Raw genomic sequence first — 22,858 nt, forward strand, 5'->3', positions numbered from 1 at the left:
ACGCCCATAGGCGGCATGGATATGCTGATTGCCGCTCAAGCCATAGCCCAGGGCTTTACGCTCATAACGCACAATGTGAAAGAGTTCGCGCGGGTTCCTGACCTGAAATGCGAAACGTGGGTTGGTTGAGAGGACTGCCCGGTCACGGGCAAGGGAAACTGTTGCAGGTTCAGAGTCAACCAAAACTGATGGTCCGGATCGGAAACCGGCCCAAAGCCGGGAGGCTCCCCGCAGACCCGGTTTCAGGGAGCAGTTTTTCGGGATGGCTTTCAACGCAACCTTCCCGGCAAACTGCTCCCTGAAGGAGAGACTGAACCTCCGGCAACGAACACGTGACAGCCCGCATGCAGCCGACGCTGTGCCCGGCCGGACAGCACGGTTATCGCTGCAACGTTTCGCGCACCTGCACGGCGGCTGCGACCATATTTTCAAGCGCGGGCAGGGCTTCTTCCCATTGCCGGGTTTTCAGCCCGCAATCGGGATTGACCCACAGCTGCTCCCTGGCAATGTGGCGCAAGGCTTTTTTCAGAAGTGCGGTCATTTCTTCCACGGACGGAATGCGCGGGCTATGGATGTCGTACACTCCCGGCCCGACCGCGGCCTGATAGTGGAAATCGGTGAAGGCATCCAGGAGCTCCATGCCGCTGCGGCTGGATTCGATGCTGATAACGTCTGCGTCCATCCTGGCTATCCACGGAAGAATGGCGTTGAACTCGCTGTAGCACATGTGCGTATGTATCTGCGTGGAGTCTTCCACTCCGGAGGAAGCGAGGCGGAAAGCATCCACAGCCCATTGCAGATAAATTTCCGCCTGCGCTCTGGTCAGGGGCATGCCCTCCCGCAAGGCTGCTTCGTCAATCTGGATGATGCGGACACCCGCTTTCTCCAAATCCTGAACCTCGTCACGAATGGCAAAAGCTATCTGTTTGCAAACCTCGCTCCGCTCCAGGTCATCACGCACAAAACTCCAGCAAAGAATTGTCACCGGACCGGTAAGCATGCCCTTGACCGGCTTTTGCGTGAGAGACTGCGCGTACAGTATCCAGTCAACCGTCATCGGCTGTTTGCGGTACACATCGCCGTAGATCACGGGAGGCTTTACGCACCGGCTGCCGTAGCTCTGCACCCAACCGTTTTGCGTGAAGCAAAATCCTCCAAGCTGCTGCCCGAAGTATTCCACCATATCGTTGCGCTCCGCTTCGCCGTGCACAAGCACATCAAGGCCGAGCTTTTCCTGCTTTTCAATGCATTCCCTGATTTCCTGCCGGATGGCGGTTTTATAGTCCGCTTCTGTAATCACGCCTTTTTTGAAATCAAGGCGGGTTTTGCGGATGGCAGCGGTTTGAGGGAAAGACCCGATGGTTGTTGTCGGCAAAAGAGGCAGGTTGAGCCACGCTTGTGCGGCACGGCGTTTCGGGTATGCGGATTGGCGTGAAAAGTCCGCAGCGCCCGCAGAAGAAGCGCGTTCGCGCACTTCCGCTATCCGGTTTTCCCGGTGCGCGGCTGCGGCCAGCAGAAGCGCCTCGTTTTCTTTCAGAGCCGCCATGTCTCCTGTTTCAATGATGGTGTTCAGGGCGACCACTTCGGCGCATTTTTGCACGGCAAAGGCCATGCGGTTTCTGATGTGTTCCGGCAGGGCATTTTCTTCGGCCACGTCCACAGGGCTGTGCAGCAACGAGCAGCTTGACCCGATCCAGACACGATCCTTGCCGAGCGCGGAAACCGCTTGCCGGATGAGGGCGACGGATTTGGCGTAATCGTTTTTCCAGATATTCCGGCCGTCGATAACGCCGAGCGACAGCGACGTGGCCGGACGAAGTGCCGCCAGAACGGCGTCAAGCTGTTCCCTGCCGCGCACCAAATCAATGTGCAGGGCGGTGCAGCCGGAATTGGCCGCCAGTTCAAGGTTGCCGGCAAGCGGTCCGAAGCAGGTTGCCAGCAAAAGGGGTTTTCCTCCGCAAGCGGCGTTCAGGGCAGACCATGTCTGACGGAACTGCCGCGCAGCTTCTTCCGGCAGCAGCTCCGTGCACAGCACAGGCTCCTCAATCTGGATGCACTCGCAATGTGGCGCGAGGCTGGCGAGCAGTTTTTCATACGTGGCAACAACGTCTTTCAGGCGCGCCCACTTCGGGGCGCCGTCCTGCGCTTTTGCCAGCGTCAGCCATGTGAACGGGCCGACAAGCGCGGCTTTCGGAGCGTAGCCAAGTTTTTTGGCAAGCTTTGTGTCCGCGACGACGGGATGCTCCGCAGAAGACCAGAGCCCGCTGGCGTCAATTTCAGGCACAAGGTAGTGGTAGTTGGTGTCGAACCATTTGGTCATTTCCAGAGCCGGAATGTTGCGCCGCACATCGCCCCGCGCAAGACTGAAATATCTGTCCAGAGGCGAATCATCCAGGCAGGGGGCAAAGCGCGGAGGCACCGCGCCCAGCATGCAGGTAATATCCAGCATTCGGTCATACAGGGAGAAGTCGCCAGTGGTCACAAAATCCAGACCGGCGTCTTTTTGCACCTGCCAATGGCGCTTTTTCAGGTCATTGCTGGTTTCCAGCAGGGCTTCAGCGGAAAGACTGCCTTTCCAGAAGGATTCGAGAGCCTGTTTCAGCTCCCGTTTTTTCCCGATGGAGGGAAAGCCGAGAATGTGCGTCTGCATGGGATGCTCCTTTCAAAATGTTGAAAGGGCAGTCCGGTTCACGTTGCCTGGCCGGAAAAGAAGACAGGATACACGTATCCGGGGCCAGTCCGGGCATATTGCCTGTACGCGAGACAGTACTGCCTTGCCGCGCCAATCGCGGCGCTTGTGACTAGTCGTCTCCTGACTTCCGGCCCGTGATCGCCTTGCCTTCCCGTCCCGGGGACAGTGGCTTTGGCTGGTTTTATGCCGGTTACAGTGGCGCGCCCGTAGCGGATTTGCACCGCTTTCCGTTTCTAATCACAATATCCGGATTTATTGATATATTAAGGGAAGGATTGCTGTCAAGGTGCGGAAGAAGGGGAAAAACCGGCAGTATGCGCAATTATTCAGGATTGCGAGAGGACGGCTCCTGTGCGGGCGTGTGCGCGGCGGGCGCGCGTTCCAGAGCCATGTCGGCCAGAGCGTTGACGCAGGAGGCGGCCACCGCGGAACCTCCCTTGCGGCCCAGAAGGGTAAAGTGCGGCCAGGGGCTGCGGCGCAGCAGTTCCTTGGACTGCGCGGCGTTCACAAAACCCACGGGCATGCCCACAATGAGGGCCGGGGGCGGCGCGCCCCTGCGCAGCTCTTCCAGCAGGGCCAGAAGAGCCGTGGGAGCGTTGCCGATGACCACCAGATTGCCCTCCATGCGCGAGGCAATGCGTTCCAGACCCGCGCGGGCGCGGGTCATGTTTTTTTCCCGCGCTGCGGCCTCCAGCCCCGGCAGGGCCATGAGCGGCACAACCTCCACGCCCAGCGGCGCGAGGCGGCGCGAGGGCAGGCCCGCTGCGGCCATGCGCGTGTCGGTGTAAACCGTGCAGCCGGAGAGCAGAGCCCGGACTCCGGCCTCCAGCCCCTGTTCGCTCAGGCGCAGATCGGGCAGGATGTCCGTATCCCCCAGGGTGTGCACACAGCGCCGGGCCACACGCCACAAATCGCCGGAAAAAGGGCGCGGTTCGGGAATTTCCGCGTCAATGAGGGCAAAGGACCGCTCCTCGATTTCCTGGGGCAGGCAGGCTTTGTCCAGAATGACAGGGGCGGATTCTTGTGCGGTCATGGATGTCCTCTGTTGTCTTGGGCGCGGCAGGCGGGGCCAATGCGCGCGTTCAGGCTTTCAGGCTGCGGAGCCAGGCCCGCCAGAAGGGGCGCGCGCCCTCGGGGTAGGCATGCAGCCAGGAACCGGCCACAGAGCCGTGGCGCAGCCCTTCTTCCCGCAGAAAGGTTCCGGCGCTGTCGTACAGCCGCCAGAGGGGTTTGCAGTGCGCGGGCTCCCCTGTTTCTCTGGCATAGTGGAATTCGTGACCGCGCAGCCAGAAAGGGCGGGAATGCGCGTCAGGCCAGCCGGGCAGGGGCTGTGCCGCGCGGTAGCCCAATGCGGCCTTGCGGTCGTCCAGAGCGCAGGCAAAGGGCAAAAGCCCGCTCATGGCATGCGTGCCTTCCTGCGTGCGCAGGCTGCGCCCAAGATACATGTAGCCGCCGCATTCACCGTAGACAGGCAGGCCCTGTTGCGCCATCTCCCGCAGGGCTTCCCGCATGCGGACATTGTCTTCCAGGCGTTGCGCATGCAGTTCGGGATAGCCTCCGGGAAAATACAGGCCACGGCAGCCCGCGGGCGGCGCGCAGTCGTGCAGGGGGGAGAAGGTGCGCACTTCCGCGCCCAGTTCGTGCAGCAGTGCGGGCAGATCCGCATAGCAGAAGCTGAAGGCGGCATCCCAGGCCATGCCCACCAGCGGCCTGCGGCTCCGTGTCCGGACGGGCGCGCTCTGCGGGCATGCCGGGGCCGGGCAAAAAAAATGCGCGACAGGGCCGGAATCGTGCTGCGGGTAGACGGTCTGCGCTGCGGCAGGCCGCGCGGGGGGGACGCGCAGCAGGCGCAGCAGGGCGTCTGTCCGGAAATTGTCTTCCGCCCATTGGGCCAGTTGCCGGGCATGCATGCCGTCCAGGGCTTCGCGTGCTTCCACCAGCCCGAGATGCCGGGAGCGCAGTTCGGGAGCGCCCTCACGGGGCATGAGCCCCAGCAGGGGCAATTCTTTTTTCAGGGGCAGCAGCGCCTCTTGCAACATCCGGGCGTGGCGCTGGCTGCCCACATGGGTGCAGACCAGCCCCAGAAAGCGGAGCGGCTTTCGGGCGGGCAGCCAGGCGGGGCGGTGGCGCAGAAAGCCTTCGGCCACGGCGGCGGCGGACTGGCCCATGCCGCCGGCATGGAGAACCAGCAGGACCGGCAGTTCCGTCAGGCAGGCCAGAAGCGCCGTGCTGCCCGCGCCGCGCGCGCCTCCGTCGTGGAGGCCCATGGCGCCCTCCACCAGCAGCATGTCCGGCATGCGGCCTGTTGCCGGATCGGGCACGGTCATGCGTGCGGCGATGCGCCGCAGGCCCGGCGGCAGCGCCGTGCCGTGGGGCCTGTTGGCGGCCTTTGCGCCGGGAGCGGACGCACGGCACATCCATGTGTCCAGATTGGCGGCGGGCTGCCCGCTGAGCGCGGCGTGAAAGGCCGTGTCAATATAGTCCGGGCCAGCCTTGCCCGTGCGCACCAGCAGCCCGCGTTGGCGCAGGGCGCAGAGCAGGGCCAGGGTAAAGGAGGTTTTTCCGCAGCCGCTGCCCGTTCCTCCGACGACAAGGCCGGGAAGGCTTGTCGCCGGAGAGGCGGGCCTGTGCCGCGCTTTTGCGGGCGTCATTGCTGCCGGGGGCGCTGGCGCAGCGCTTCGGACAGGATGGCCGCGTCTTCGGGGCGGGCCTTGAGGCCCAGTTCGGCATTGCCGCCAGAGCAGACAAAACCCCGCTCTCCCAGTTCCACAAGGCCCGCCGACAGCACACGGCTGTAGGGCAGCTGCTCGCGCATGTCGCAGTGGTCCACGCGGCGGGGAAAGACAAAGGGCACGGGCTGGCCGGAAAAGTCTTCGACAATGAGATACTTCACCGGGAATCTCCCTGGCCTGCGCCGGACGCGGCCCCCTTGCGGCGGTTTTGCAGGTACTGGCGCACAGCCTTGTTGTGGTCGTTGAGATTGGTGCTGAACGTGTGTTCCCCCCCGTCGCGCCTGGTCACAAAGTACAGGTAGGCGTGTTCTTCCGGCCTGATGGCTGCGGCCAGGGCGGCCATGCCGAAGGAGCAGATGGGGCCGGGCGGCAGCCCCGGCCTCTGATAGGTATTGTAGGGGTTGGCCGCATTGTCAAGGTCGCGGCGGCGCAGGTTTCCGTCAAAGGTCGGGCCAAGGCCGTAAATGACCGTGGGGTCGGCCTGGAGGAGCATGCCGATTTTGAGCCTGTTCTGGTACACCCCGGCCACGCGGGCGCGCTCCGAAGGGACAGCGGTTTCCTTTTCCACCACCGAAGCCAGAATGGCCCATGTTTTGAGTTGCTCTGCCGCAGGTTTTGCCTGCTCCGGCCAGAGAGCCGCGCTTTTGCGCCAGAAATTGTCGATCATCCGTCCGGCCACGGACCGGGCCTGGGCCAGATCCGGACTGTCGTTTTTCTTGAGCAGATAGGTGTCGGGCATGAGAAAGCCCTCGGCGCTGGCAAAGGGGATGCCGTGGTGGCGCAGAAAATCCGGGTCAAAAACAATCCGGCGGAAGTCCTCCTGCGTCACAAGGCCCGCGTCTTCCAGCAGGCGCGCGGTCTGCCACCATGTCAGGCCTTCGGGCACGGTGACGCGGTAGAGAACAGGCTGACCGTTGACCAGCGCGTCCAGGATTTTTTCGGGTGTCCAGCCCGAATGCAGGGCAAAGCGCCCTGCCTGCAGGCGGTTGTCCCACTGCTTGTAGCGGGCAAGCCAGCCGAATTTGCGCGCATCGGTGACGATTCCGGCCTTGGCCAGAGCCTCGGCGGCCTGCCCGAACCTCATGCCGGGAGTGACGTCAAAATACGTTTCGCTGCCGGGATTCTGGGCCGGAGTGGAGAGGAAGGCATGGATTTCATGGCCCAGCCAGCCGCCGGCGGTCAGCCCCAGCAGGAGAATGCAGCCCAGAACGCGCAGTGCCGTTTTCATGCGTTTCTCCGCATATGGGGGGGCAGCGCCAGAAAGGAGTCCAGAATGCGCACGGCGGCCTGCTGGTCAAGAACTGCCCGGACCTTGTGCGCCGGGCAGCCTGCCGCGCGCAGGTCGGCACGGGCCTCCCCGGAACTCAGTTCTTCGGGCATGAAGTAAAAAGGCAGGGGGATGCGGCGCTGGAGGCGCCGGGTGATATTGCGGATCTGCCGGGTGGTCAGGCTTTCCTGCCCGTCACGGGTCAGCGGCAGCCCCATGACCACGGCCTGCGCGCCGCTGGCGGCAATGCGCCCGGCCAGGGCCGACAGCAGACTCCGGCGGTCGGGATAGTCCGCGAAGTGCAGGGTTTCCAGAGGAAAAGCCATTTTCCCCTCCGGATCGGAGACGGCAAGGCCCGTGCGGGCCAGGCCATAGTCTATCCCCGCGAATTTCACTCACAGCCCCATTTTTTCGCGAACCATGGTCATGGTTTCGGCGGCAAAGGCCCTGGCGCGCTCGTTGCCGTGGGCCAGGATGTCGTCCACCGCGCCGGGGGCGGCCTCCAGTTGCGCGCGGCGTTCCTGCAGGGGGGGCAGAAATTCCGCAAGATTTTTGAGGAAAATCCTTTTGCAGTCCACACAGCCGAGGCTCGCGCTGGTACAGCCTTTGCGGATTTCCGCCTGCTCGTCCGCGCTGCAAAGCAGCAGATGGTAGGGAAAGAGATTGCAGACATCGGGATTGCCCGGATCGGACTTGCGCAGGCGGGACTGGTCCGTAAACATGCCGCGCACCTTGGCCTGAATATCGTCCATGCCGTCGCAGAGAAAAATGCCGTTATTGTAGCTTTTGGACATTTTGCGGCCGTCCAGCCCCGGGCATTTGGCCGCGGGCGTGAGCATGGCCGCAGGCTCGGGAAAGGCGCTCCCGTACAAATGGTTGAAGCGGCGGGCGATTTCGCGGGTCAGCTCCATGTGGGGCAACTGGTCTTCGCCCACGGGCACACCGTGGGGGCGGTACATGAGAATGTCCGACGCCATGAGCACGGGGTAGCAGAGAAAGCCCGCATTGCCCAGGTCCTTGGTATTGATCTGCTGTTGCTGCTCCTTGTAGGTGGGGTTGCGCTCCAGCCACGACACGGGCGTGATCATGGAGAGCAGCAGGCAGAGCTCGGCATGCTCCTTGACCTTTGACTGGCGGAAAATCACGCATTTTTCCGGATCCAGCCCCGCGCCCACCCAGTCCTTGACCATTTCGCGGATATTGCGGCGCACGCCGGAAGGGTCGGCATAGTCGCTGGTGAGGGCATGCCAGTCTGCCACGAAAAAATAGGCTTGTTCCGTGTGCTGGAGCGCCACCCAGTTTTTGAGAACGCCGAAATAGTGCCCCAGATGGAGGTTGCCGGTGGGCCGCATGCCGGAAACTGTGCGCGGGAAGGTACTCATGCAATGTCCTTGTTTTTTCGGGAAGGGCCGGTTTCGCGCGGCGGGGGGTCACATCAGGCCGAGAAGGCGCAGCAGGCCCACGGAACTGCCGCGCACCAGCGGGCCGAGAACCATGCCCAAAGCACCGGTGAACAGCAACAACAAAAGAATGACAAAACCGTAACGTTCCAGGCTCAGGTAACGCAGGGAGGCGTTCATGGGCAGAAAATAGGCCACAACCTTGCTTCCGTCCAGCGGGGGAATGGGTATGAGGTTGAGCCAGCCCAGGCCGAAATTGATGACCACCCCCGCCTGCATGGACTGAAGGGCAAAAGCGCAGGCGGCGTTCTGCCGCCAGTCCTGCGCGGGCAGAAAGGTCAGCGTGAGCCAGAGCAGGAGGGCGCAGAGCGTTGCCAGCAGAAAGTTTGTCAGGGGGCCGGCCAGAGCCACCAGCATCAGATCTCTTGCGGGTTTGCGAAAATACCGGGGATTCACGGGCACGGGCCTGGCCCAGCCGAACACAAAGGAGCCCGAAAGGCTGGTGAGGCCGAAAACCAGCAGTCCTGCGGGGTCAATGTGCGGCAGGGGGTTGAGGGTCAGGCGTCCCAGAAATTTGGCCGTGGGGTCGCCGCAGCGCAGGGCCGCCCAGCCGTGGGCGACTTCGTGCAGGATGATGCCCAGAAGGGCGGGAACAGCCGCGACGGAAAGGGTGCGCAGGGCTTGGGAAATGTCGATGTCAAACATATGTGGCGGGTACCATGTTCCGGGCCGGGCGGCAAGGGCGCGCGGCTTTCCGCCGCGCCGCCTCCCGTGACCGCTGTTGCTTCGGGGGCCTAGCCCGAGGACGTTACCGTGCGCACCAGAAGCTCGTCGTCGGGCCAGATGCGGCGGTCGGGGGTGAGAAGCTGGCCGTTGCGGGCCACCAGGGCTGTTTCTTCCGCAAGGTCCAGGGCGGCCAGCAGTTGGCGCACTGTTTTGGGGCGGGGCAGGCGCAGGAGCTTTTCTTCGGGCTGGAGCAGCACAGAGACGGTGGGCGCGGGGCGTGCCGCAGGTTTTTCGGGAGGGGTGTTCATGCGTTATTCCGGTGTGCAGTAATAATAGGCAAGGGTGACCAGCAGCATGCTGGCCGCGCGCAGCCCCTGATTGGCCAGGATGAGGCGCAGGGCCAGGGCCGGGCGGTAAAATCCGGCATAGGACGGAAACTGGTGGCGCAGCGCGCGCATGGGGGTGGACAGAATGTTGCCCGCCATCAGCGCCAGCACCACGTCACGCGGCTCCAGCCCGCCCGTTTGCAGCATGCTGCCCGCCGCGCCCAGCGCCGCGCCCAGTTCCGCAGCCAGATGCAGCACAATGATGCCCGCGGCCTGCGGCTTGAGAAAGGAAAGCCAGCCCAGATGCGCGGCCATCCACTGCTCGGCCAGGGCAAAAAAGCCGTGGCGCTGCAAAAGGTACATGAGAACATACATGGGCACAGTGAAACAGACAAGCCTGGGGAGGCGGCGCAGAAATCGCTTCCATGCCTTGCGCAGCGCGCTTTTGCCGTGGGCGCACTCTTCCTGCTGCGCGGAAAAAGGCTCCCCCGGCGGCGGAGGCGGCAGCAGGCAGCGCCCCAGAAGGACCGTGAAGGCGGTGCGCCCTGCGGCGGCGGCCAGGGTGAGCAGAACATAGGTCACGGCGGGCATGCCCAGAACAGGCCAGGTCAGCAGAAAAATGGTGGGCGTGTGCACCAGATAGGCGGGCAGGCTGTTGAAAAGGTTGGCCAGCATGAGGTCCCGCCCGGAAATCTCCCCCCGGTCGTGGCTGGCGGCCAGAAGTCCGTTGGCCGCAGCCGGGGAAACAAAGGCCAGGGCAAAACCCGCCCCGGCCACCGGATGCAGGCGGGCCAGACGGGTCAGGGGCGAGGCCAGGCGGGCCAGGGGGCGCGTCCAGCGCAGGGCTTCCAGCAGGCTGGCCGCAAGCAGCCCCGCAGCCATGCCCGACAGGATGCGCAGAAGAGGCCAGCCCAGCGACTGCCAGAGGTCTGCCAGGGGCAGGGCTGTTTCCGGGGGCGGGGTCATGGGCGCGGGGGAGCGTAGCCGGTGTCGGGGGGCAGATCGCCGCGCGCCGCCTGGGAGCGGGCCAGAGCGTCGCAGCGCTCGTTTTCCGCATGGCCGGAATGCCCGCGCAGCCAGAAAAAGCGCACCTTGTGCGTGCCCAGCAGGGGCAGGAGGCGCTGCCAGAGGTCTGCGTTGAGGGCGGGCTTTTTGTCGGACTTGATCCAGCCGTTTTTCTGCCAGGCCCAGATCCAGCGTTTTTCCACACTGTCGCAGACGTATCTGGAATCGGTATACAGATCCACCTGACAGGGCTGCCTGAGCCGGGACAGGGCCTCCACCACCGCCAGAATTTCCATGCGGTTGTTGGTGGTCAGGGCATGGCCTCCGCAAAACTCCTTGCGGAGCCCCTGGGTGCAGAGCACCGCGCCCCAGCCGCCGGGGCCGGGATTGCCCAGACAGGAGCCGTCGGTATGGATGGTCACTTTCTGCATGGCGCTTCCGGAGCGTATGGCGTTATTGCGGTGTTTTTCCGGCGCCGCCCCTGCGGCGCCGGAAAAACAGGCGCGGTCAATACCTGTAGTGGGCCGGTTTGTACGGGCCTTCCACCTTGACGCCGATATAGTCGGCCTGTTCCGGGGTCAGGGTGGTGAGTTTGACGCCCAGACGCCCCAGATGCAGGCGGGCCACTTCTTCATCCAGTTCCTTGGGCAGGATGTGGACTTTTTTCTCCAGATTTTCGGAGGCCAGCTTCAGTTGGGCCAGGGTCTGGTTGGTGAAGCTGTTGGACATGACGAAGCTGGGATGCCCTGTGGCGCAGCCGAGGTTCACCAGACGCCCTTCGGCCAGCACCAGAATGCTGCGGCCGGATTTGAGCGTCCATTTGTCCACCTGGGGCTTGATGTTCAGCCTGCTGATGCCCGGAGTGTTCTCCAGATAGGACATTTCGATTTCGTTGTCGAAGTGGCCGATATTGCAGACAATGGCTTCATCCTTCATGTTTTCCATGTGCGCGCCGGTGATGACGTGGTAATTGCCCGTGCAGGTGACATAGATGTCGGCGCGGGGGAGGGCGTCTTCAACGGTGGTGACCTCAAAGCCTTCCATGGCGGCCTGCAGGGCGCAGATGGGGTCTATTTCCGTAACCAGAACCCGCGCGCCGAAGCCCCGCATGGACTGGGCGCAGCCCTTGCCCACATCGCCGTAGCCCAGCACCACGACCACCTTGCCGGCCACCATGATGTCGGTGGCCCGCTTGATGCCGTCGGCCAGGGATTCGCGGCAGCCGTACAGATTGTCGAACTTGGACTTGGTCACGGCATCGTTGACGTTGATGGCCGGGAAGAGAAGCTTGCCCGCGGCTTCCAGCTGGTAGAGGCGGTGCACTCCGGTGGTGGTTTCTTCGGAAACGCCCCGGATTCTGGCCGCCACCCCGCTCCAGTGGCGGGGATTTTCTTTCTGGCGCAGCTTGAGGCGGTCCAGAATGCAGCGGAGTTCCTTGTTGTCTGTCTGCTGGTCCAGCACGGAGGGATCGTTTTCGGCCTCCACGCCCTTGTGGATGAGCAGGGTGGCGTCGCCGCCGTCGTCCACCACAAGGTCCGGGCCGCTGCCGTCGGGCCAGGTCAGGGCCATTTCCGTGCACCACCAGTAGTCTTCCAGGCTTTCGCCCTTCCAGGCGAAAACCTTGGCCATGCCCAGATCCACAATGGCTGCGGCGGCATGGTCCTGCGTGGAGAAAATGTTGCACGAGGCCCAGCGGATGTCGGCGCCCAGGGCATGCAGGGTCTTGATGAGCATGGCGGTCTGGATGGTCATGTGCAGCGAGCCGGTGACCTTGAGGCCCTTGAGGGGCTGGCTGGGGCCGTACTTGCGGATGCACTCCATGAGGCCGGGCACTTCGCGCTCGGAAAGCTGCATTTCTTTCCTGCCGAAATCGGCCAGGGACATATCCGCGACCTTGTGGGTGAGGCTCAAGTCCAGGGCTTTGGTCATCCTTGGTTCTCCTGTGGGGTTGTGGTTATGGCGGCACGGGGAACGTCCGCCGCCGATGCGGTGAGCAGCAGAAGGGTCATGCCTTTTTCCAGCGGGTGGCGCGCGCTGCGGCGCACGGCAAAGCCCGCCGCGTTCAGGCTGCCTGTGAGGGACTGCTCGTCAAATCCCAGCCAGCGGTCCCCGTAGCGGCTGCGCATGGTTTCGTTGCTGTGGCGCAGAAAGTCCGCCACCAGCAGGGTTCCGCCGGGCCGCAGGATGCGGCGGGCCTCGCGCAGGCCCTCCTGCGGATCCGAAAGATGGTGCAGCACAAGGTTGACGCAGGCAAAATCCGCCTCCCTGTCGCGCAGGGGGAGGTGGTTCAGCTCGCCGATGCGCAGGGAAACGCGCTCCTGCGAAAGATCCTGTGGCGTGAAGCGCCTGCGGCAGATTTCCAGCATGCGGGCGGAACCGTCCACGCCCACAACGCTTTGGGCCAGCGGCAGCATGCGGGCCAGCACCGCGCCGGTGCCGCAGCCGAGGTCAACGGCGGTTTTGCAGGCAGGGGGCACTGCCGCGCAGACCGCTGCGGGCAGGTCAAAGCTGCCCAGCACCTCGCGGTTCAGTTCGTCCCAATTTTCCGCAATGGCGTTGAAGAACTGGCGCGTTTTGCGCACACGCTCTTCCAGTATGCGCTCCGCCACATCACGGTCCGCGCGCATGGCCGCGCTGACCGGCACAAAAGGCATGACCGCAAGCAGGAAGTTGCGTTCTTCGCCGGAAGCGGGCACGGAATAGAAAACCCAGAGGCCGTCGCGGCGCGGCGACAACAGCCCGGCTTCGGTCAGGATTTTCAGGTGTCGCGAAACGCGCGACTGGCCCATGCCCAGGATGCGCACCAGTTCGTTGACCGACAGTTCGTGGTGCAGCAGAACGTGCACAAGACGCAGGCGTGTTGCATCGGCAAGAGCTTTGAAGTAGGGGAGGGACATGAAGACGCCTTGTGGTTTGGCATGTGCCGCCTGTATCAGGAAACTTTGATATATGTATCAGTATATGCGCATATAGTCAATCCGGACGGCAAATCCCGCTCTGCGGGGTGTGCGCCGTCCAGACCCTGCCCGCAAGCGCGGGCTGCGGACAAGGGGGAAAGCATGGCCCGCCCTGCCCGGAAACGTGAAAAACTGGAACAGCCCGTCTGCGTGGGGGATGTGCTGGCAAGCGTGCTGCAAGGGCTGGGCGCATGGGAGGGGCGGGCGCGCCTTGCCCTGCTCTGGCAGCACTGGGAAACGGTCATGGGGCCGGAACTGGGGCCGCTGGCGCAGCCCTTGGGCGGCAAAAACGGCGTTCTGCTTGTGGGCGCGGAAGACGGGGTGCTGGCCCAGGAACTGCAATTCCGGAGCGGCGAGATATTGGAGAGGGCCAACGCCTTTCTGGAGCAAGCCTTTTTCGGCGCAGTCAGGATTTCTCTTTTGCGGGGCAGGCAGCCCCTGTGCCGGAGAGAACCCCTTTTCGCGGAGCAGGGCTGGCGCGCCCCGCGCCGCCCCGCGCACGAACCGTCGCACGCGCACGGAATCCATCTGGACAAGATGGATCCCGCATCGGTGGTGGCGCGGGCCTATGCGCGGTTTGTGGATCTGTCCGGCCATGGGGGGCCAGGGTAAAAACCTGCGCGGCGCAGATGCCCGACCGCAAGGGGAGAAAGTGTTTTCTTGCGGGGAGAATTTTTATAATATCCATAAAATACTTTGTGTTACAAGGAATTTCTTTTCTGTTCTGTTGTGGGATTGTTGCGACTTTGTTGACAGCGGTACGGCGGGAATGCTAGATGTTGGGCACGCCGATGGGGCGCGGCAGGAAACGGCAAGCAACCGGACCAACCGGGGGGACGCATGGACGCGCACAAGACGATGGAAGATATTTGCCTGAAGCAGGACAATGGTTGCGATTTCCGGTTTCGTGGTCGTCTTTTTTCGGAATGCTCCTGGTATGACGAAGCCGCGGGCCTGCTGACCCGCCAGAAGCTGTATATCACCAGCGAAAACGAGCAGGTGTACCATATTGTCCGTTCCGGCGGGCAGACGCGCAGCCGCCATGCCTACAGGCTTTTCATGCGCGAGGATACCTGCGTCATCCACAACGGCACCACGGAAATTGCCCTGCAATTCGACATGCTCATGCTGGCCGTGCGCGGCCTGTGCGGCCTTGCCGACAGCGCAACACCCTCCCTCGCCATGGTGGAGGAAATGCTCAAGGCCGCCAACTCCTGATTTTTTCCCATACCGCGCTGTGCAGGGCACGGCGCGCCTCCACACGACAAGACGGCCCCGAGGGGCCGTCTTGTCGTGCGGGCTAACGGTTTCAGCCCCCGGGTTGCAGGCAGGCCGCGGCCTGCCCGCGCCGAACTCACGCGCCTTGCAGCAATTTTGCTTCCTCCACAGCCAGGGTGACGTTTTCGTCCGCAATGTTGGTGAAGACGGCAAAGCGGACGTTTTGTGCGTCAGGGGCGGAATCCGTTTGCTTCCACTGGGTTTTGTCCACCTTGAACCTGTCTTCTCCCTCGCTGTTCTGCGCCACGGACACGCCCATGCTTTCCATGGACTGCCAGCCCAGCAGGCCAACGTCCTTGCCGTGCAGGACGGCTTCAAAGCCTTTGGTGTCGGTTCCGTTGTTCAGGGATTGCAGCACCTCGGCCATGCTCCGGCCGAAGTCCGCCGATGTGCCGAAAAGCACATCACAATCGCCGCTGCCCCCGTCAAGGTAGTCAATGGCCTCATAGTGCAGAAGGTCGTTGCCTTCGCCGCCGTACAACTTATCGGATCCGGCGCCGCCGTACAGCACGTCATTGCCCGCGCCGCCGTAGAGGGTATCGTCGCCCTGGCCGCCGTGGAGAACGTCATTGCCGTCATCGCCGTGGAGGGTATCGTTGCCCTGCCCGCCGAAGAGCAGATCATCCCCGCCTTTGCCGTAGATGCTGTCGCTGCCCGCGCCGCCGTACAGGATGTTGTCCGCTTCGGTTCCTTCGAGCGGGTCATCGCCTTTGGTGCCGAACACTGTGTCCGGACGAGGGGCGAAAGTCAGGTTGAAGTGCGTTGTGCCGGCCTTGTCTGTCGCTGCCACGGTCACGACATCGCTGCCGTCGCCGAAGCTGTCCCTGTTTTCCAGTTCCAGGGGCGTTTTGGGGGTATAGGCAAACGATCCGTCAGCATCGAAGGTCAGTCGGCCCAGGGGCAGCTCGTGGATTCCCGCCGCATTCTTGCCGTCAATGGTGTACTGCTGCACATCGGTATCCGTGATTTTTCCGGACCATGCGCCCGCTGTGTGCTCCAGCACGGGCGCGGCATTGGTTCCCACGGCCTTGATGACAATTTCCTGCACTTGCGAGGAGGCTCCACGATTGTCTTCTGCGTGCAGGCTGACCCGGATTTCTTCTCCCTCCTCGCCGGAGCGGATTTTTTCGGCCAGGGTCTTTGCAGCCACAAAGGAATATGTTGCCCATTCGCCGCTGCCGTCTCTGGCAAAGGTGAACGTGCCGAGACCGGCGACCACGGCCTTGCCTTCGGAGTTCACGGAAACGGTTTTGCCCTGATAGGTGAGGGACAGCGCCAGGTCCCTGTTTTCCATATCTGCGTCCACATCCCTGGCTGTGAGGGAACCGCTCTGGAAATTCTTTGGCGTGACCGTAACCTCGGGCGCGGTATTGGCGCCGATGGCCCGCACGGCAAGGGTGACCGTGCTTTTTCCGTACGGGTCTTGGGCCGTGAGGGTGAACTCCTCTTCCACGCTTTTGCCCTGCGGCAGGCTCATGTCCGTCAGGGTATAGGTATATTTTCCGCTTTCCGTATCAAATCGCAGTGTGCCGTATGTGCCCTCGACCTCCATGACGCCGCTCTTAGCTTCCTTCGTTTCCTTGCCCGTGAGCTCAAAGGTCAGGGTTTCGCCCTGGTCCCTGTGAACCACGCTGACAGTGCCTGTGAACGTGTTCCCCTTTTCCCCTTCCCGGATCTGGATTTCGGAATCCACAACCAGTTCGGGCAGATCGTTTTTGCCCTGCACCACGATGCGGATATCCACGTCTTTTTGGCCGCCTTCACTGTCTTTCACCTGCACGGTGAAGATTTCTTCTCTGCTCTCATCTTCTCTCAGGCCCTGTACTTTCTCCGACTCCCTGTTCAGAAGGTAGATGAAGCCGCCCTTGCCGTCAGGCAGGAGCGTGCCGTACTCGCCCTTGGCAAAACCGTCTTTCAGGCTGAACGACAGATTTTCCGGCCCCCGGTCGTCGTTGGCCTCCACAAGCGTGAGGAGAGTTTCCTTTCCCAGAGCAAGAGAAACGTCATCTTCGGAAATGGTCGACTCCTCCACGGCTTCGGGCATGGACGTGGCTTCGGGATTATTGTTGGCGCCCTTCCAGGTGACGGTCACGGTTTTGGTTTCGGTGACCGTGCCGTCAGTAATGCGCAGATCGAAGGTGTCCGTTTCGTTTTCTTTGGATTTCAAATCCAGAGTTTTCCAGCGGTCGCCCGGCGTGTACACGTATTTCCATTGGCCGTCAGGGGTTTTTTCCACCGTGACTGTGCCGTGTTTTGCGCCAACCGCTGTAACCGTAATGGCATCCTTGTCCACGTCTTCTACGGAAAAAATATCGGAAATTTCCGGAGGGACACGGCCTTCCTCAATGTTCTGTGCCGTTGCAAGGCCGGACACCACGGGGGCGTCGTTGGTTCCCGTCACGGTGACGGTGAGCTTTTTTCCCGTGTCTTTTCCGTACAGCATGATGTCAAAGGCAAAGGTTGTCGTTTTCCCTGCAGCAAGGCTCTGCACGGCTGTGGAAGCATTGTTCAGGACAAACAGGCACTTGCCGGTCACAGGGTCCACGGACAGCGAGCCGTATTCGTTGGTCATGCCCTGTTTCTGGACGCCGTCCACCTTGATGCCGAAGCCGGGAAAGAACTTTTTTCCCTCGCTGTGCACAAGCTGCGCCCCTTTGGACAGAAGGCGGACCGCGTCTTCAGGCGCAATCTGTTCTCCGTTATCCTCCACAAGTTTGCCCAGCTCGTTGTCCCGGATTTCCTTGAAGGTGGGAGTGGAGCCGGGAGTGGCTGTGCCGGGATTCACGGTAACGGTGACTTCCCGTGTTTCAAGGGACGTGGCGTGCTGCGGGTCTGTCACCACATAGGAAAAGGTTTCGGTCACCGTGCCCGGCAGGTTTGTGACCGCAGGATCCCAGGTGTTCAGGTGGTACGTCCAGTTTCCGTTCTCCTCCATGGTCACAAAGCCGTATTTCAGTGCCTGGGCAGCTTTTCCGCCTTCCAACTGGTAGGCAAGCTTTGCGTTTTCATGGTCCGGGTCGGAGCGCAAGGCATCGTCCTTCACGGAACCCGAGGCGGACAGCGTGTTGTGGGCGGTCACTGTGCCCTTTTCGCCGTCAAGGGCGGGGGTTTCTGTGTCCAGCACGGGGCGGTCGTTGGTGCCCGTGATGGAGATCTTTACCTCGTGCGCCCCCTCTTTCCCCTCGAACAGCGTTGCGCCGTTCTTGCTCACCGTGAATTTCGGAATGCGAATGGAAAAAGACGGGAGGGATTCGCCTGCCTTCAGGTGGTCGGCAGCCGTCTGGTCCAGCCTGAATGTGTAGCTGCCGTCATCCTTAAACGTGAGCGTGCCGTAGTCGTGCCGGATTTCCTTCTGTTCAAAGGCAAATGTCAGGCCGGAGTCTTTCAGCTGCAGATCCTCGTCCTTGGCGTCACGAACATCTGCGAAGCTGATGCGCCCCGTAGCTTCTGATATTCCCGGCTCGTCTTCTGTTTTCAGGACATCGCCTTTTGCCCTCCGGACACCGGCCTCTGTGAGTTTCAGGGATGCTGCCTGTACCGTGGGTGTGTCTGCCGTGCCCGTGATGGTGAAGACCAGCTCTTTTTCTGTATATGCGCCGTTTTTGTCCGTAACGTGCACCGTGAATGTATCTGTTTCTTCCTGGCCCGCATTCAGAAAATCCATATTCCTGGTCAGCGTATAGACATACGAACCGTCGTCGGGGTTCAGCCGCACATGCCCGTATTTGCCTTCCAGAAACGGGACGGGGGAGGCATCCTTGACAAGGGAGAAGGTGAAGGTATCGCCTTCCGGGTCGCGGCCGTACAGCGTACCCCCAATGCCGGGGGCATCTTCCTTCAGGCCTTTTGCCAGTTCCTCTGCTGACGTGAAGTCGGGCCGGTCGTTGCGCCCGTTGATCACGATACGCGCCTTTTGCGCGGCATAGTCTTCGTCTTTGTGGGATTTGTCCCAGGCAGCCAGCCGGATATTGTCAAAAAACGGTTTGCCCCCGGCGGCCAATGTGTTCACAGCCTCTGCGCTGTTGTTGACCGTGAAGGTGTATTTGCCCGTTTCGTCGCTTGCAATGGTGCCCGCATGCGTACCGTCTGTCGTTGTCCTGACTTCGGCCGTGCCCTTCGTCCCGGTTGTGAACACATACCATGTGCCTGTCTGCTGGCCACTGGCAGGGCGATAAACCGTGCCGTCCACCACCAGGCCGAACTGCACGGAATCTGCCGCGCCTTCCATGCCCGCATGCGGGTTGAAGCGCACGTTCAGGCAGGAAGAATCGCTTTTCACGCGCTCCGTGTCCGTATTTGTTCCAAAAACCACCCCGTCTTCCCACACCTGGAACTGGTGCAGGTCTGTGGGGGCAATGGAGATTTTGTCGCTCTGGCCCGTGATGTTGACGGTAATCGTTTTGATGTCGAACGCGCCGTTCGCATCCTTGACCATGATCCGGAAGGTTTCGGAAACGGGCTCTCCTTCCCGCAGGCCGTCCAGACGATCCGCCGTGTTACCGGCCCCCCTGGTGTAGGTGAATGTGCCGGTCTTCACATCAACCCTGGCCTGCCCGTACTGGCCTGTCAGCGTACTGGAACAGGGGGGAAGATAATCGGCGCCCTTGGGGTTATCTTTTGTTACCAGGTAGAATGTATGCGTGTCGCCCGCATCTTCATCTTTCACCAGTTCCACGAAAATGCTGTCGCTCTTTGGCCCGTCATTTTCCATAAGCGGCAGACTGTCTTTTTGCATTTGCAGGGCAATTTTGTCATTGGCGCCCTTGATTGTCACCGTCAGGGAGTCGGATGTCGCCTTGCCGTGTTCGTCCGTGGCCTTCCAGGTAAAGGTCAGGGGCAGGGGCGCGTCTTTTTTCAGCGCATTGACGTCAGCGTTGGCGTTGTTCACCTCAAAGCGAACCTGGCCTGTTTCTGTGTTCAGGTACAGCACGCCTTCGGGCTTGTGCACCACCGCGTCATACCTGACGCCCGCAAGGGTTTTGTCTGTTGTTTCCTGCCCCTCAAGGGAGTAGCGGAGCGTGCTCTGGGCATCATGATCTGTTGCCTCAAGCTGGCCGGTAATGACAGACGGATTTTCATCGTCAATATTGGTGTTCTGCTTCAGGCCCCTTTCCCATACCCCCAGGACAAGAGGCCTGGTTTCGGGGGCATCATTGACGCCGTCAATGGTCACTTTGACCGTTTTGATGTCGAACGCGCCGAACGTGTCCTGCGCTGCAAAGGGGATGGACACGTCCATTGTCTGGGATTTGTCCCCGATAACGGCAAGCCCCCTGATTTCCGGATGCGCGTTGTTGGGCGTGAACGTATATGTGCCGTCGCTGTTCAGGATGACATGGCCCATATATCCCGTATCCGACGCGGGCTTTGTGCCGGACAGTGTGCCCTTGGCATCCATGACCCAGGCTTCCTGCACAAGCGTGTTGTCGGGCAGCACAAGGCAAACCCGCGCGCTGTCGCCATGATCAGCGTCATTTCCTGCGGCTTTTCGGGTCAGGTCCCCGGTGGCCGAAACAGAGCCGCCCTTTACCTCGATTGTCGGCTGTGTATTGCTGCCCCTGACAGTAATGGTCACCGTGTCCACACCGGGCGAAGTATTGCGCTGAAGGCCCATATCACCGTCTGTCGCGCCCAGTTTGTCCACAACTCTGGGGGTAAAAGCCATCTTCAGGGTATGGCCTTCAGCCAGTTCCGCGCTGGTCAGGTGGAAAGAGTATTTGGCTTTCAGGCTGCCCGTGGACGTGATTTCAATGTCGCCCAGATCCGTACGAACGACATTGCCGCTCACCTCTTTGACCCTGACCACCCAGTCCGCGCCGTTTTTTTGCACAGGCTTGCCGTCGTTCCCCATCACGGTGCCGAGCGTCATGCCTGCTGCAAGGGGGGTTTTGCCGTCCAGGGTCAGGGAAAAGGTCAGGCTGTCGCCCGCATCCGGATCTGCAGCTTCAAGTTTCGGATTTTCGGTGGAAGTGTTTCCTTCCACAAAAGGGGTGTTTTCGCTTTTTTCCAGTTTGTCGGTGCGGTCCGGTGTGCCGCTGCGGTTGCCCACACCGGCTTCCACAATTTCCATGTCTTCGGCACGGGTGAAATCGGGCGCATCGTTGACGCCGGTGATCTGCACAACGAAGGACTTGTGCGCGGAGGTGAAGCCGTTATGCAGGGTAACGGAAATGTCTTCCCGCAGAGTGTTCCCCTGAGCCAGCCCGTCTACTGCGGGATGGGCATTGTCCAGCGTATATGCGATTTCCAACTGGGCGGAAGCACCGCTGCCGCGCAGGCTTATGCTGGCGACTTTGCCGTACTGCATCGGGATGTCGGTCAGGGTTTCGCCCAGGCGCAACAGCAGCGTTGTGCCGCCAATGACGACAGAGGCCGAAAGGGCCGCGCCCGAGGGATTTTCAATGCCGAGAATATAGGAGCGCGTCTCCACCGCCGTGGGGTCTTCTTCTTTGCCGTCCCACGCTCTTTCGGTCAGGGGCAGCAGCACCACGGGGTCGGAGGTGGAGAAATAGATGCCGCGGTCCTCCGTCCAGGCGGGGCTGGAGAAAAGAAATTCCTCGCGGGGCGGGGTGAGGCTCATGCCCCAGTCCAGCCCGTCCAGATGGCTGATGCCGTCGGCAAGATTGCTGTTGGCCCAGTCACTGTAGCGGGCGGAGCGGGCGGCGGCCCCGGCCGCCGGGCCTGCCGCCGGGATGAGATCCGGCCCGAAGGCGTTGAAAAAGTCGGCCCCGGCCACAAGCTGGCCGTCCACAATGAAGTCCGGAATACCGGCTTCCTGCGAGAATGAGGCGTAAAATCCGGTCAGCTCCACTGTGCCGCCGTCGGGCAGGGCAAAGACCAGGTTGTCGCCGCTTTTTTCCAGAACGGCTTCGCCCAGGGGAAACTGGGGAGAGATAACGTCTTGTCGGGTAACGGAATAGGAGAGGCGTTCGCCTGCCGCGGGCCGGGCAAGAAGAATTTCGGCCATGACTGAACTCCATGAGTGCTGGTAAGAGGAAGAAGGATCGGGCAGACGTGTGCTGCCGTGCGTTCCCTGCTGTGGCGGACATTCCGTCAGCGCGGGCATGCAAAAAGTTTTTGGGGGAAAACGTTTTTTACGCTACTATAGTAGCTGTTACATGCGAAGTCAAGGCATGGTGTTACCATGTTTGCATGAAAGAAGTGCCCTGCCTTGCCGCCGCCTTTGGGCAGACCCTGCGGACACATCGGGAGCAGGGCGGCCTGACCCAGCGCGAACTGGCTGCCAGAATCGGCAGCGTGACCTCATACATCCGGTTTCTTGAGTACGGGCAGAAAATGCCCACCCTGGGGACGTTTCATCTTCTCTGCGCAGCCCTGACCGTGGATCCGCACGAGTTCATGGCAGCCTATCTGCAAGCCATGTACCGCATGCGCGCGGCCCAGGCTCCGGAGCTTCAGGCATAAGCCGCCCGAAAAGCGGAGCGCCCGGAAGCAGCCCTTTTGCGGTCAGTCTCCGGGTAATGGTGTTGACGTCATACCAGGTGTGACATAGTATGTATGTCACACCTGGTATGAGGGGTTTCCGCAAGCCTGTGCGAATTTTCAAGAACAAATGGTTTGTCCGTTTTGCAAAGGCATCGGGAACGATGCCTTGAGGCTGTTGACAAAGTCAGCAGCCCCGGAGATTGCGAGCAGGTCGCGGCTTGGCCGCGCCGTAAAGCGAGCGATTTCCGTGCCTTTCCGTCAAGCCGTTGCGCGGCTTAGACGGCGCAAACGCCGCAAAGCGGGGTTTGTTATTAATTTGAAGGTATCAGTGACGATGCCTTGCGCGAAGCGGTACAGCAGATCGAGAGCGGCAATTTTGACGCCGATCTCGGCGGGGGAGTGTTCAAACAGCGCATTGCCCGCGCCGGGGGCGGCCAGTCTGGCGGGTACCGGGTTGTTTTGTGCTTCAGAGCCGGCATGCGGACATTTTTTGTTTACGGCTATGCCAAGTCAGCCAGGGCAAATCTTGGCGCGGATGAAGTGCGGGCTTTCAAGAAACTTGCAAAGGCACTGCTTGCCATGACGGAAGAAGGGCTTGAGGCTGTTCTCGGCAGCGGTGTCGTGGAAGAAGTCCCGCGCAAGGGAGAGTGAGGCATGAACAGGGAATATCGCAGTGACGCTTTTGCGGCCATCCATGAAACTGCGGAAGGCCTTTGCGCTCACGGCGTGATCGACAAGATCACCATGCGCGAGTTTGACGCTTCCTGTCTTGTCCCGACGGAAGCCATCAGCCCGGAAGAAATCAGGGCCATACGCGAGAAGGAACGGCTTTCACAACCCGTGTTTGCCCGCTACCTGAATGTTTCCAAAAACCTTGTTTCGGATTGGGAGCGCGGCGTGAAAAAGCCCGGCGGCCCTGCTCTCAGGCTGCTTTCTCTTGTGAAGCTCAAGGGGCTGGACGCCGTGCGCATCTGATCTTGCTGGAGCGCAAGGCCCGGCGGCATGTATCTCTCTGAAAAGCAGACACGC

General features: G+C 61.6%; 19 protein-coding genes and 1 riboswitch. Of the genes, 5 read left to right on the forward strand and 14 right to left on the reverse strand.

The genetic code is table 11. The features are described from left to right. Positions 1-379: 379 nt before the first annotated feature. The 13 genes from metE to EII23_RS08910 form a co-directional block, all read right to left on the reverse strand. Complete coding sequence (metE, locus tag EII23_RS08850; RefSeq protein ID WP_124793027.1) at positions 380-2,650, reverse strand: 5-methyltetrahydropteroyltriglutamate--homocysteine S-methyltransferase; 2,271 nt, start codon at positions 2,648-2,650, stop codon at positions 380-382. Positions 2,651-2,785: 135 nt separating this feature from the next. Continuing rightward, positions 2,786-2,967, reverse strand: a riboswitch (cobalamin riboswitch). A 47-nt stretch (positions 2,968-3,014) separates the two neighbouring features. Then, positions 3,015-3,725, reverse strand: coding sequence for a precorrin-8X methylmutase (locus EII23_RS08855; protein ID WP_124793028.1), 711 nt, complete (start codon positions 3,723-3,725; stop codon positions 3,015-3,017). 49 nt (positions 3,726-3,774) lie between these two features. Beyond that, a complete protein-coding gene (locus tag EII23_RS08860) occupies positions 3,775-5,343 on the reverse strand; it encodes a cobyrinate a,c-diamide synthase (protein WP_124793029.1) in 1,569 nt (522 codons plus the stop codon). Next, the gene (locus tag EII23_RS08865) at positions 5,340-5,585 is read right to left on the reverse strand and encodes a hypothetical protein (protein ID WP_124793030.1); all 246 of its coding nucleotides are present in this window, start codon (positions 5,583-5,585) and stop codon (positions 5,340-5,342) included. The genes EII23_RS08860 and EII23_RS08865 overlap by 4 nt, the downstream gene beginning before the upstream one ends. Then, positions 5,582-6,652 carry an endolytic transglycosylase MltG gene (gene mltG / locus EII23_RS08870; protein ID WP_124793031.1) on the reverse strand — a complete coding sequence of 357 codons (1,071 nt, stop codon included), beginning with the start codon at positions 6,650-6,652 and terminating at the stop codon, positions 5,582-5,584. The genes EII23_RS08865 and mltG overlap by 4 nt, the downstream gene beginning before the upstream one ends. Beyond that, a complete protein-coding gene (gene ruvX, locus EII23_RS08875) occupies positions 6,649-7,086 on the reverse strand; it encodes a Holliday junction resolvase RuvX (RefSeq protein WP_124793032.1) in 438 nt (145 codons plus the stop codon). The genes mltG and ruvX overlap by 4 nt, the downstream gene beginning before the upstream one ends. Next, positions 7,087-8,073, reverse strand: a complete 987-nt coding sequence (trpS, locus tag EII23_RS08880) for a tryptophan--tRNA ligase (RefSeq protein ID WP_124793033.1) — start codon at positions 8,071-8,073, stop codon at positions 7,087-7,089. It lies immediately after the preceding gene. Positions 8,074-8,121: 48 nt separating this feature from the next. After that, entirely contained in the window at positions 8,122-8,796 is a 675-nt protein-coding gene (locus EII23_RS08885) for a site-2 protease family protein (RefSeq protein ID WP_124793034.1), read from the reverse strand. 89 nt (positions 8,797-8,885) lie between these two features. Next, on the reverse strand, positions 8,886-9,125 hold the full coding sequence (locus tag EII23_RS08890; RefSeq protein ID WP_124793035.1) for a hypothetical protein: 240 nt from the start codon (positions 9,123-9,125) through the stop codon (positions 8,886-8,888). 3 nt (positions 9,126-9,128) lie between these two features. Beyond that, positions 9,129-10,109, reverse strand: coding sequence for a hypothetical protein (locus tag EII23_RS08895; RefSeq protein ID WP_124793036.1), 981 nt, complete (start codon positions 10,107-10,109; stop codon positions 9,129-9,131). Beyond that, positions 10,106-10,579: a ribonuclease HI gene (gene rnhA / locus EII23_RS08900; protein ID WP_124793037.1), complete on the reverse strand. Its 474-nt coding sequence runs from the start codon at positions 10,577-10,579 to the stop codon at positions 10,106-10,108. The genes EII23_RS08895 and rnhA overlap by 4 nt, the downstream gene beginning before the upstream one ends. 76 nt (positions 10,580-10,655) lie before the next feature. Further along, the gene (ahcY, locus tag EII23_RS08905) at positions 10,656-12,077 is read right to left on the reverse strand and encodes an adenosylhomocysteinase (protein WP_124793038.1); all 1,422 of its coding nucleotides are present in this window, start codon (positions 12,075-12,077) and stop codon (positions 10,656-10,658) included. Then, on the reverse strand, positions 12,074-13,045 hold the full coding sequence (locus tag EII23_RS08910) for a metalloregulator ArsR/SmtB family transcription factor (protein ID WP_124793039.1): 972 nt from the start codon (positions 13,043-13,045) through the stop codon (positions 12,074-12,076). The genes ahcY and EII23_RS08910 overlap by 4 nt, the downstream gene beginning before the upstream one ends. A 162-nt stretch (positions 13,046-13,207) precedes the next feature. Here EII23_RS08910 and EII23_RS08915 point away from each other — a divergent pair, with 162 nt between their 5' ends. Both EII23_RS08915 and EII23_RS08920 read left to right on the forward strand, forming a co-directional pair. Then, on the forward strand, positions 13,208-13,717 hold the full coding sequence (locus tag EII23_RS08915; protein ID WP_124793040.1) for a DUF721 domain-containing protein: 510 nt from the start codon (positions 13,208-13,210) through the stop codon (positions 13,715-13,717). Positions 13,718-13,945: 228 nt separating this feature from the next. Further along, positions 13,946-14,323 (forward strand): hypothetical protein, encoded by a 378-nt coding sequence (locus EII23_RS08920; protein ID WP_124793041.1) that lies wholly within the window; start codon positions 13,946-13,948, stop codon positions 14,321-14,323. Positions 14,324-14,459: 136 nt separating this feature from the next. Here EII23_RS08920 and EII23_RS08925 read toward each other — a convergent pair whose 3' ends face one another. Next, positions 14,460-21,350, reverse strand: coding sequence for a VCBS domain-containing protein (locus EII23_RS08925; RefSeq protein ID WP_185702349.1), 6,891 nt, complete (start codon positions 21,348-21,350; stop codon positions 14,460-14,462). Between the two features lie 185 nt (positions 21,351-21,535). Between EII23_RS08925 and EII23_RS12930 the strand changes: the two genes are divergently transcribed. The 3 genes from EII23_RS12930 to EII23_RS08940 all read left to right on the forward strand — a co-directional run bounded on the left by EII23_RS12930 (position 21,536) and on the right by EII23_RS08940 (position 22,804). Then, positions 21,536-21,808 carry a helix-turn-helix domain-containing protein gene (locus EII23_RS12930; protein ID WP_185702350.1) on the forward strand — a complete coding sequence of 91 codons (273 nt, stop codon included), beginning with the start codon at positions 21,536-21,538 and terminating at the stop codon, positions 21,806-21,808. 345 nt (positions 21,809-22,153) lie between these two features. Then, a complete protein-coding gene (locus EII23_RS08935) occupies positions 22,154-22,480 on the forward strand; it encodes a type II toxin-antitoxin system RelE/ParE family toxin (protein WP_124793044.1) in 327 nt (108 codons plus the stop codon). 3 nt (positions 22,481-22,483) lie between these two features. Continuing rightward, positions 22,484-22,804: a DNA-binding transcriptional regulator gene (locus EII23_RS08940; RefSeq protein WP_124793045.1), complete on the forward strand. Its 321-nt coding sequence runs from the start codon at positions 22,484-22,486 to the stop codon at positions 22,802-22,804. The last annotated feature ends 54 nt before the right edge of the window (positions 22,805-22,858 follow it).

The organism is Desulfovibrio sp. OH1186_COT-070, assembly GCF_003860215.1.
Classification (GTDB): Bacteria; Desulfobacterota; Desulfovibrionia; order Desulfovibrionales; family Desulfovibrionaceae; genus Desulfovibrio.

Coding starts and splice junctions, on each gene's coding strand:
- EII23_RS08855 (WP_124793028.1), bottom strand. CDS start 3,725: ATGACCGCACAAGAATCCGCCCCTGTCATTCTGGACAAAGCCTGCCTG.
- ahcY (WP_124793038.1), bottom strand. CDS start 12,077: ATGACCAAAGCCCTGGACTTGAGCCTCACCCACAAGGTCGCGGATATG.
- EII23_RS08890 (WP_124793035.1), bottom strand. CDS start 9,125: ATGAACACCCCTCCCGAAAAACCTGCGGCACGCCCCGCGCCCACCGTC.
- mltG (WP_124793031.1), bottom strand. CDS start 6,652: ATGAAAACGGCACTGCGCGTTCTGGGCTGCATTCTCCTGCTGGGGCTG.
- EII23_RS08910 (WP_124793039.1), bottom strand. CDS start 13,045: ATGTCCCTCCCCTACTTCAAAGCTCTTGCCGATGCAACACGCCTGCGT.
- rnhA (WP_124793037.1), bottom strand. CDS start 10,579: ATGCAGAAAGTGACCATCCATACCGACGGCTCCTGTCTGGGCAATCCC.
- EII23_RS08920 (WP_124793041.1), top strand. CDS start 13,946: ATGGACGCGCACAAGACGATGGAAGATATTTGCCTGAAGCAGGACAAT.
- EII23_RS08915 (WP_124793040.1), top strand. CDS start 13,208: ATGGCCCGCCCTGCCCGGAAACGTGAAAAACTGGAACAGCCCGTCTGC.
- EII23_RS12930 (WP_185702350.1), top strand. CDS start 21,536: ATGAAAGAAGTGCCCTGCCTTGCCGCCGCCTTTGGGCAGACCCTGCGG.
- EII23_RS08925 (WP_185702349.1), bottom strand. CDS start 21,350: ATGGCCGAAATTCTTCTTGCCCGGCCCGCGGCAGGCGAACGCCTCTCC.
- EII23_RS08860 (WP_124793029.1), bottom strand. CDS start 5,343: ATGACGCCCGCAAAAGCGCGGCACAGGCCCGCCTCTCCGGCGACAAGC.
- trpS (WP_124793033.1), bottom strand. CDS start 8,073: ATGAGTACCTTCCCGCGCACAGTTTCCGGCATGCGGCCCACCGGCAAC.
- EII23_RS08885 (WP_124793034.1), bottom strand. CDS start 8,796: ATGTTTGACATCGACATTTCCCAAGCCCTGCGCACCCTTTCCGTCGCG.
- metE (WP_124793027.1), bottom strand. CDS start 2,650: ATGCAGACGCACATTCTCGGCTTTCCCTCCATCGGGAAAAAACGGGAG.
- EII23_RS08895 (WP_124793036.1), bottom strand. CDS start 10,109: ATGACCCCGCCCCCGGAAACAGCCCTGCCCCTGGCAGACCTCTGGCAG.
- EII23_RS08940 (WP_124793045.1), top strand. CDS start 22,484: ATGAACAGGGAATATCGCAGTGACGCTTTTGCGGCCATCCATGAAACT.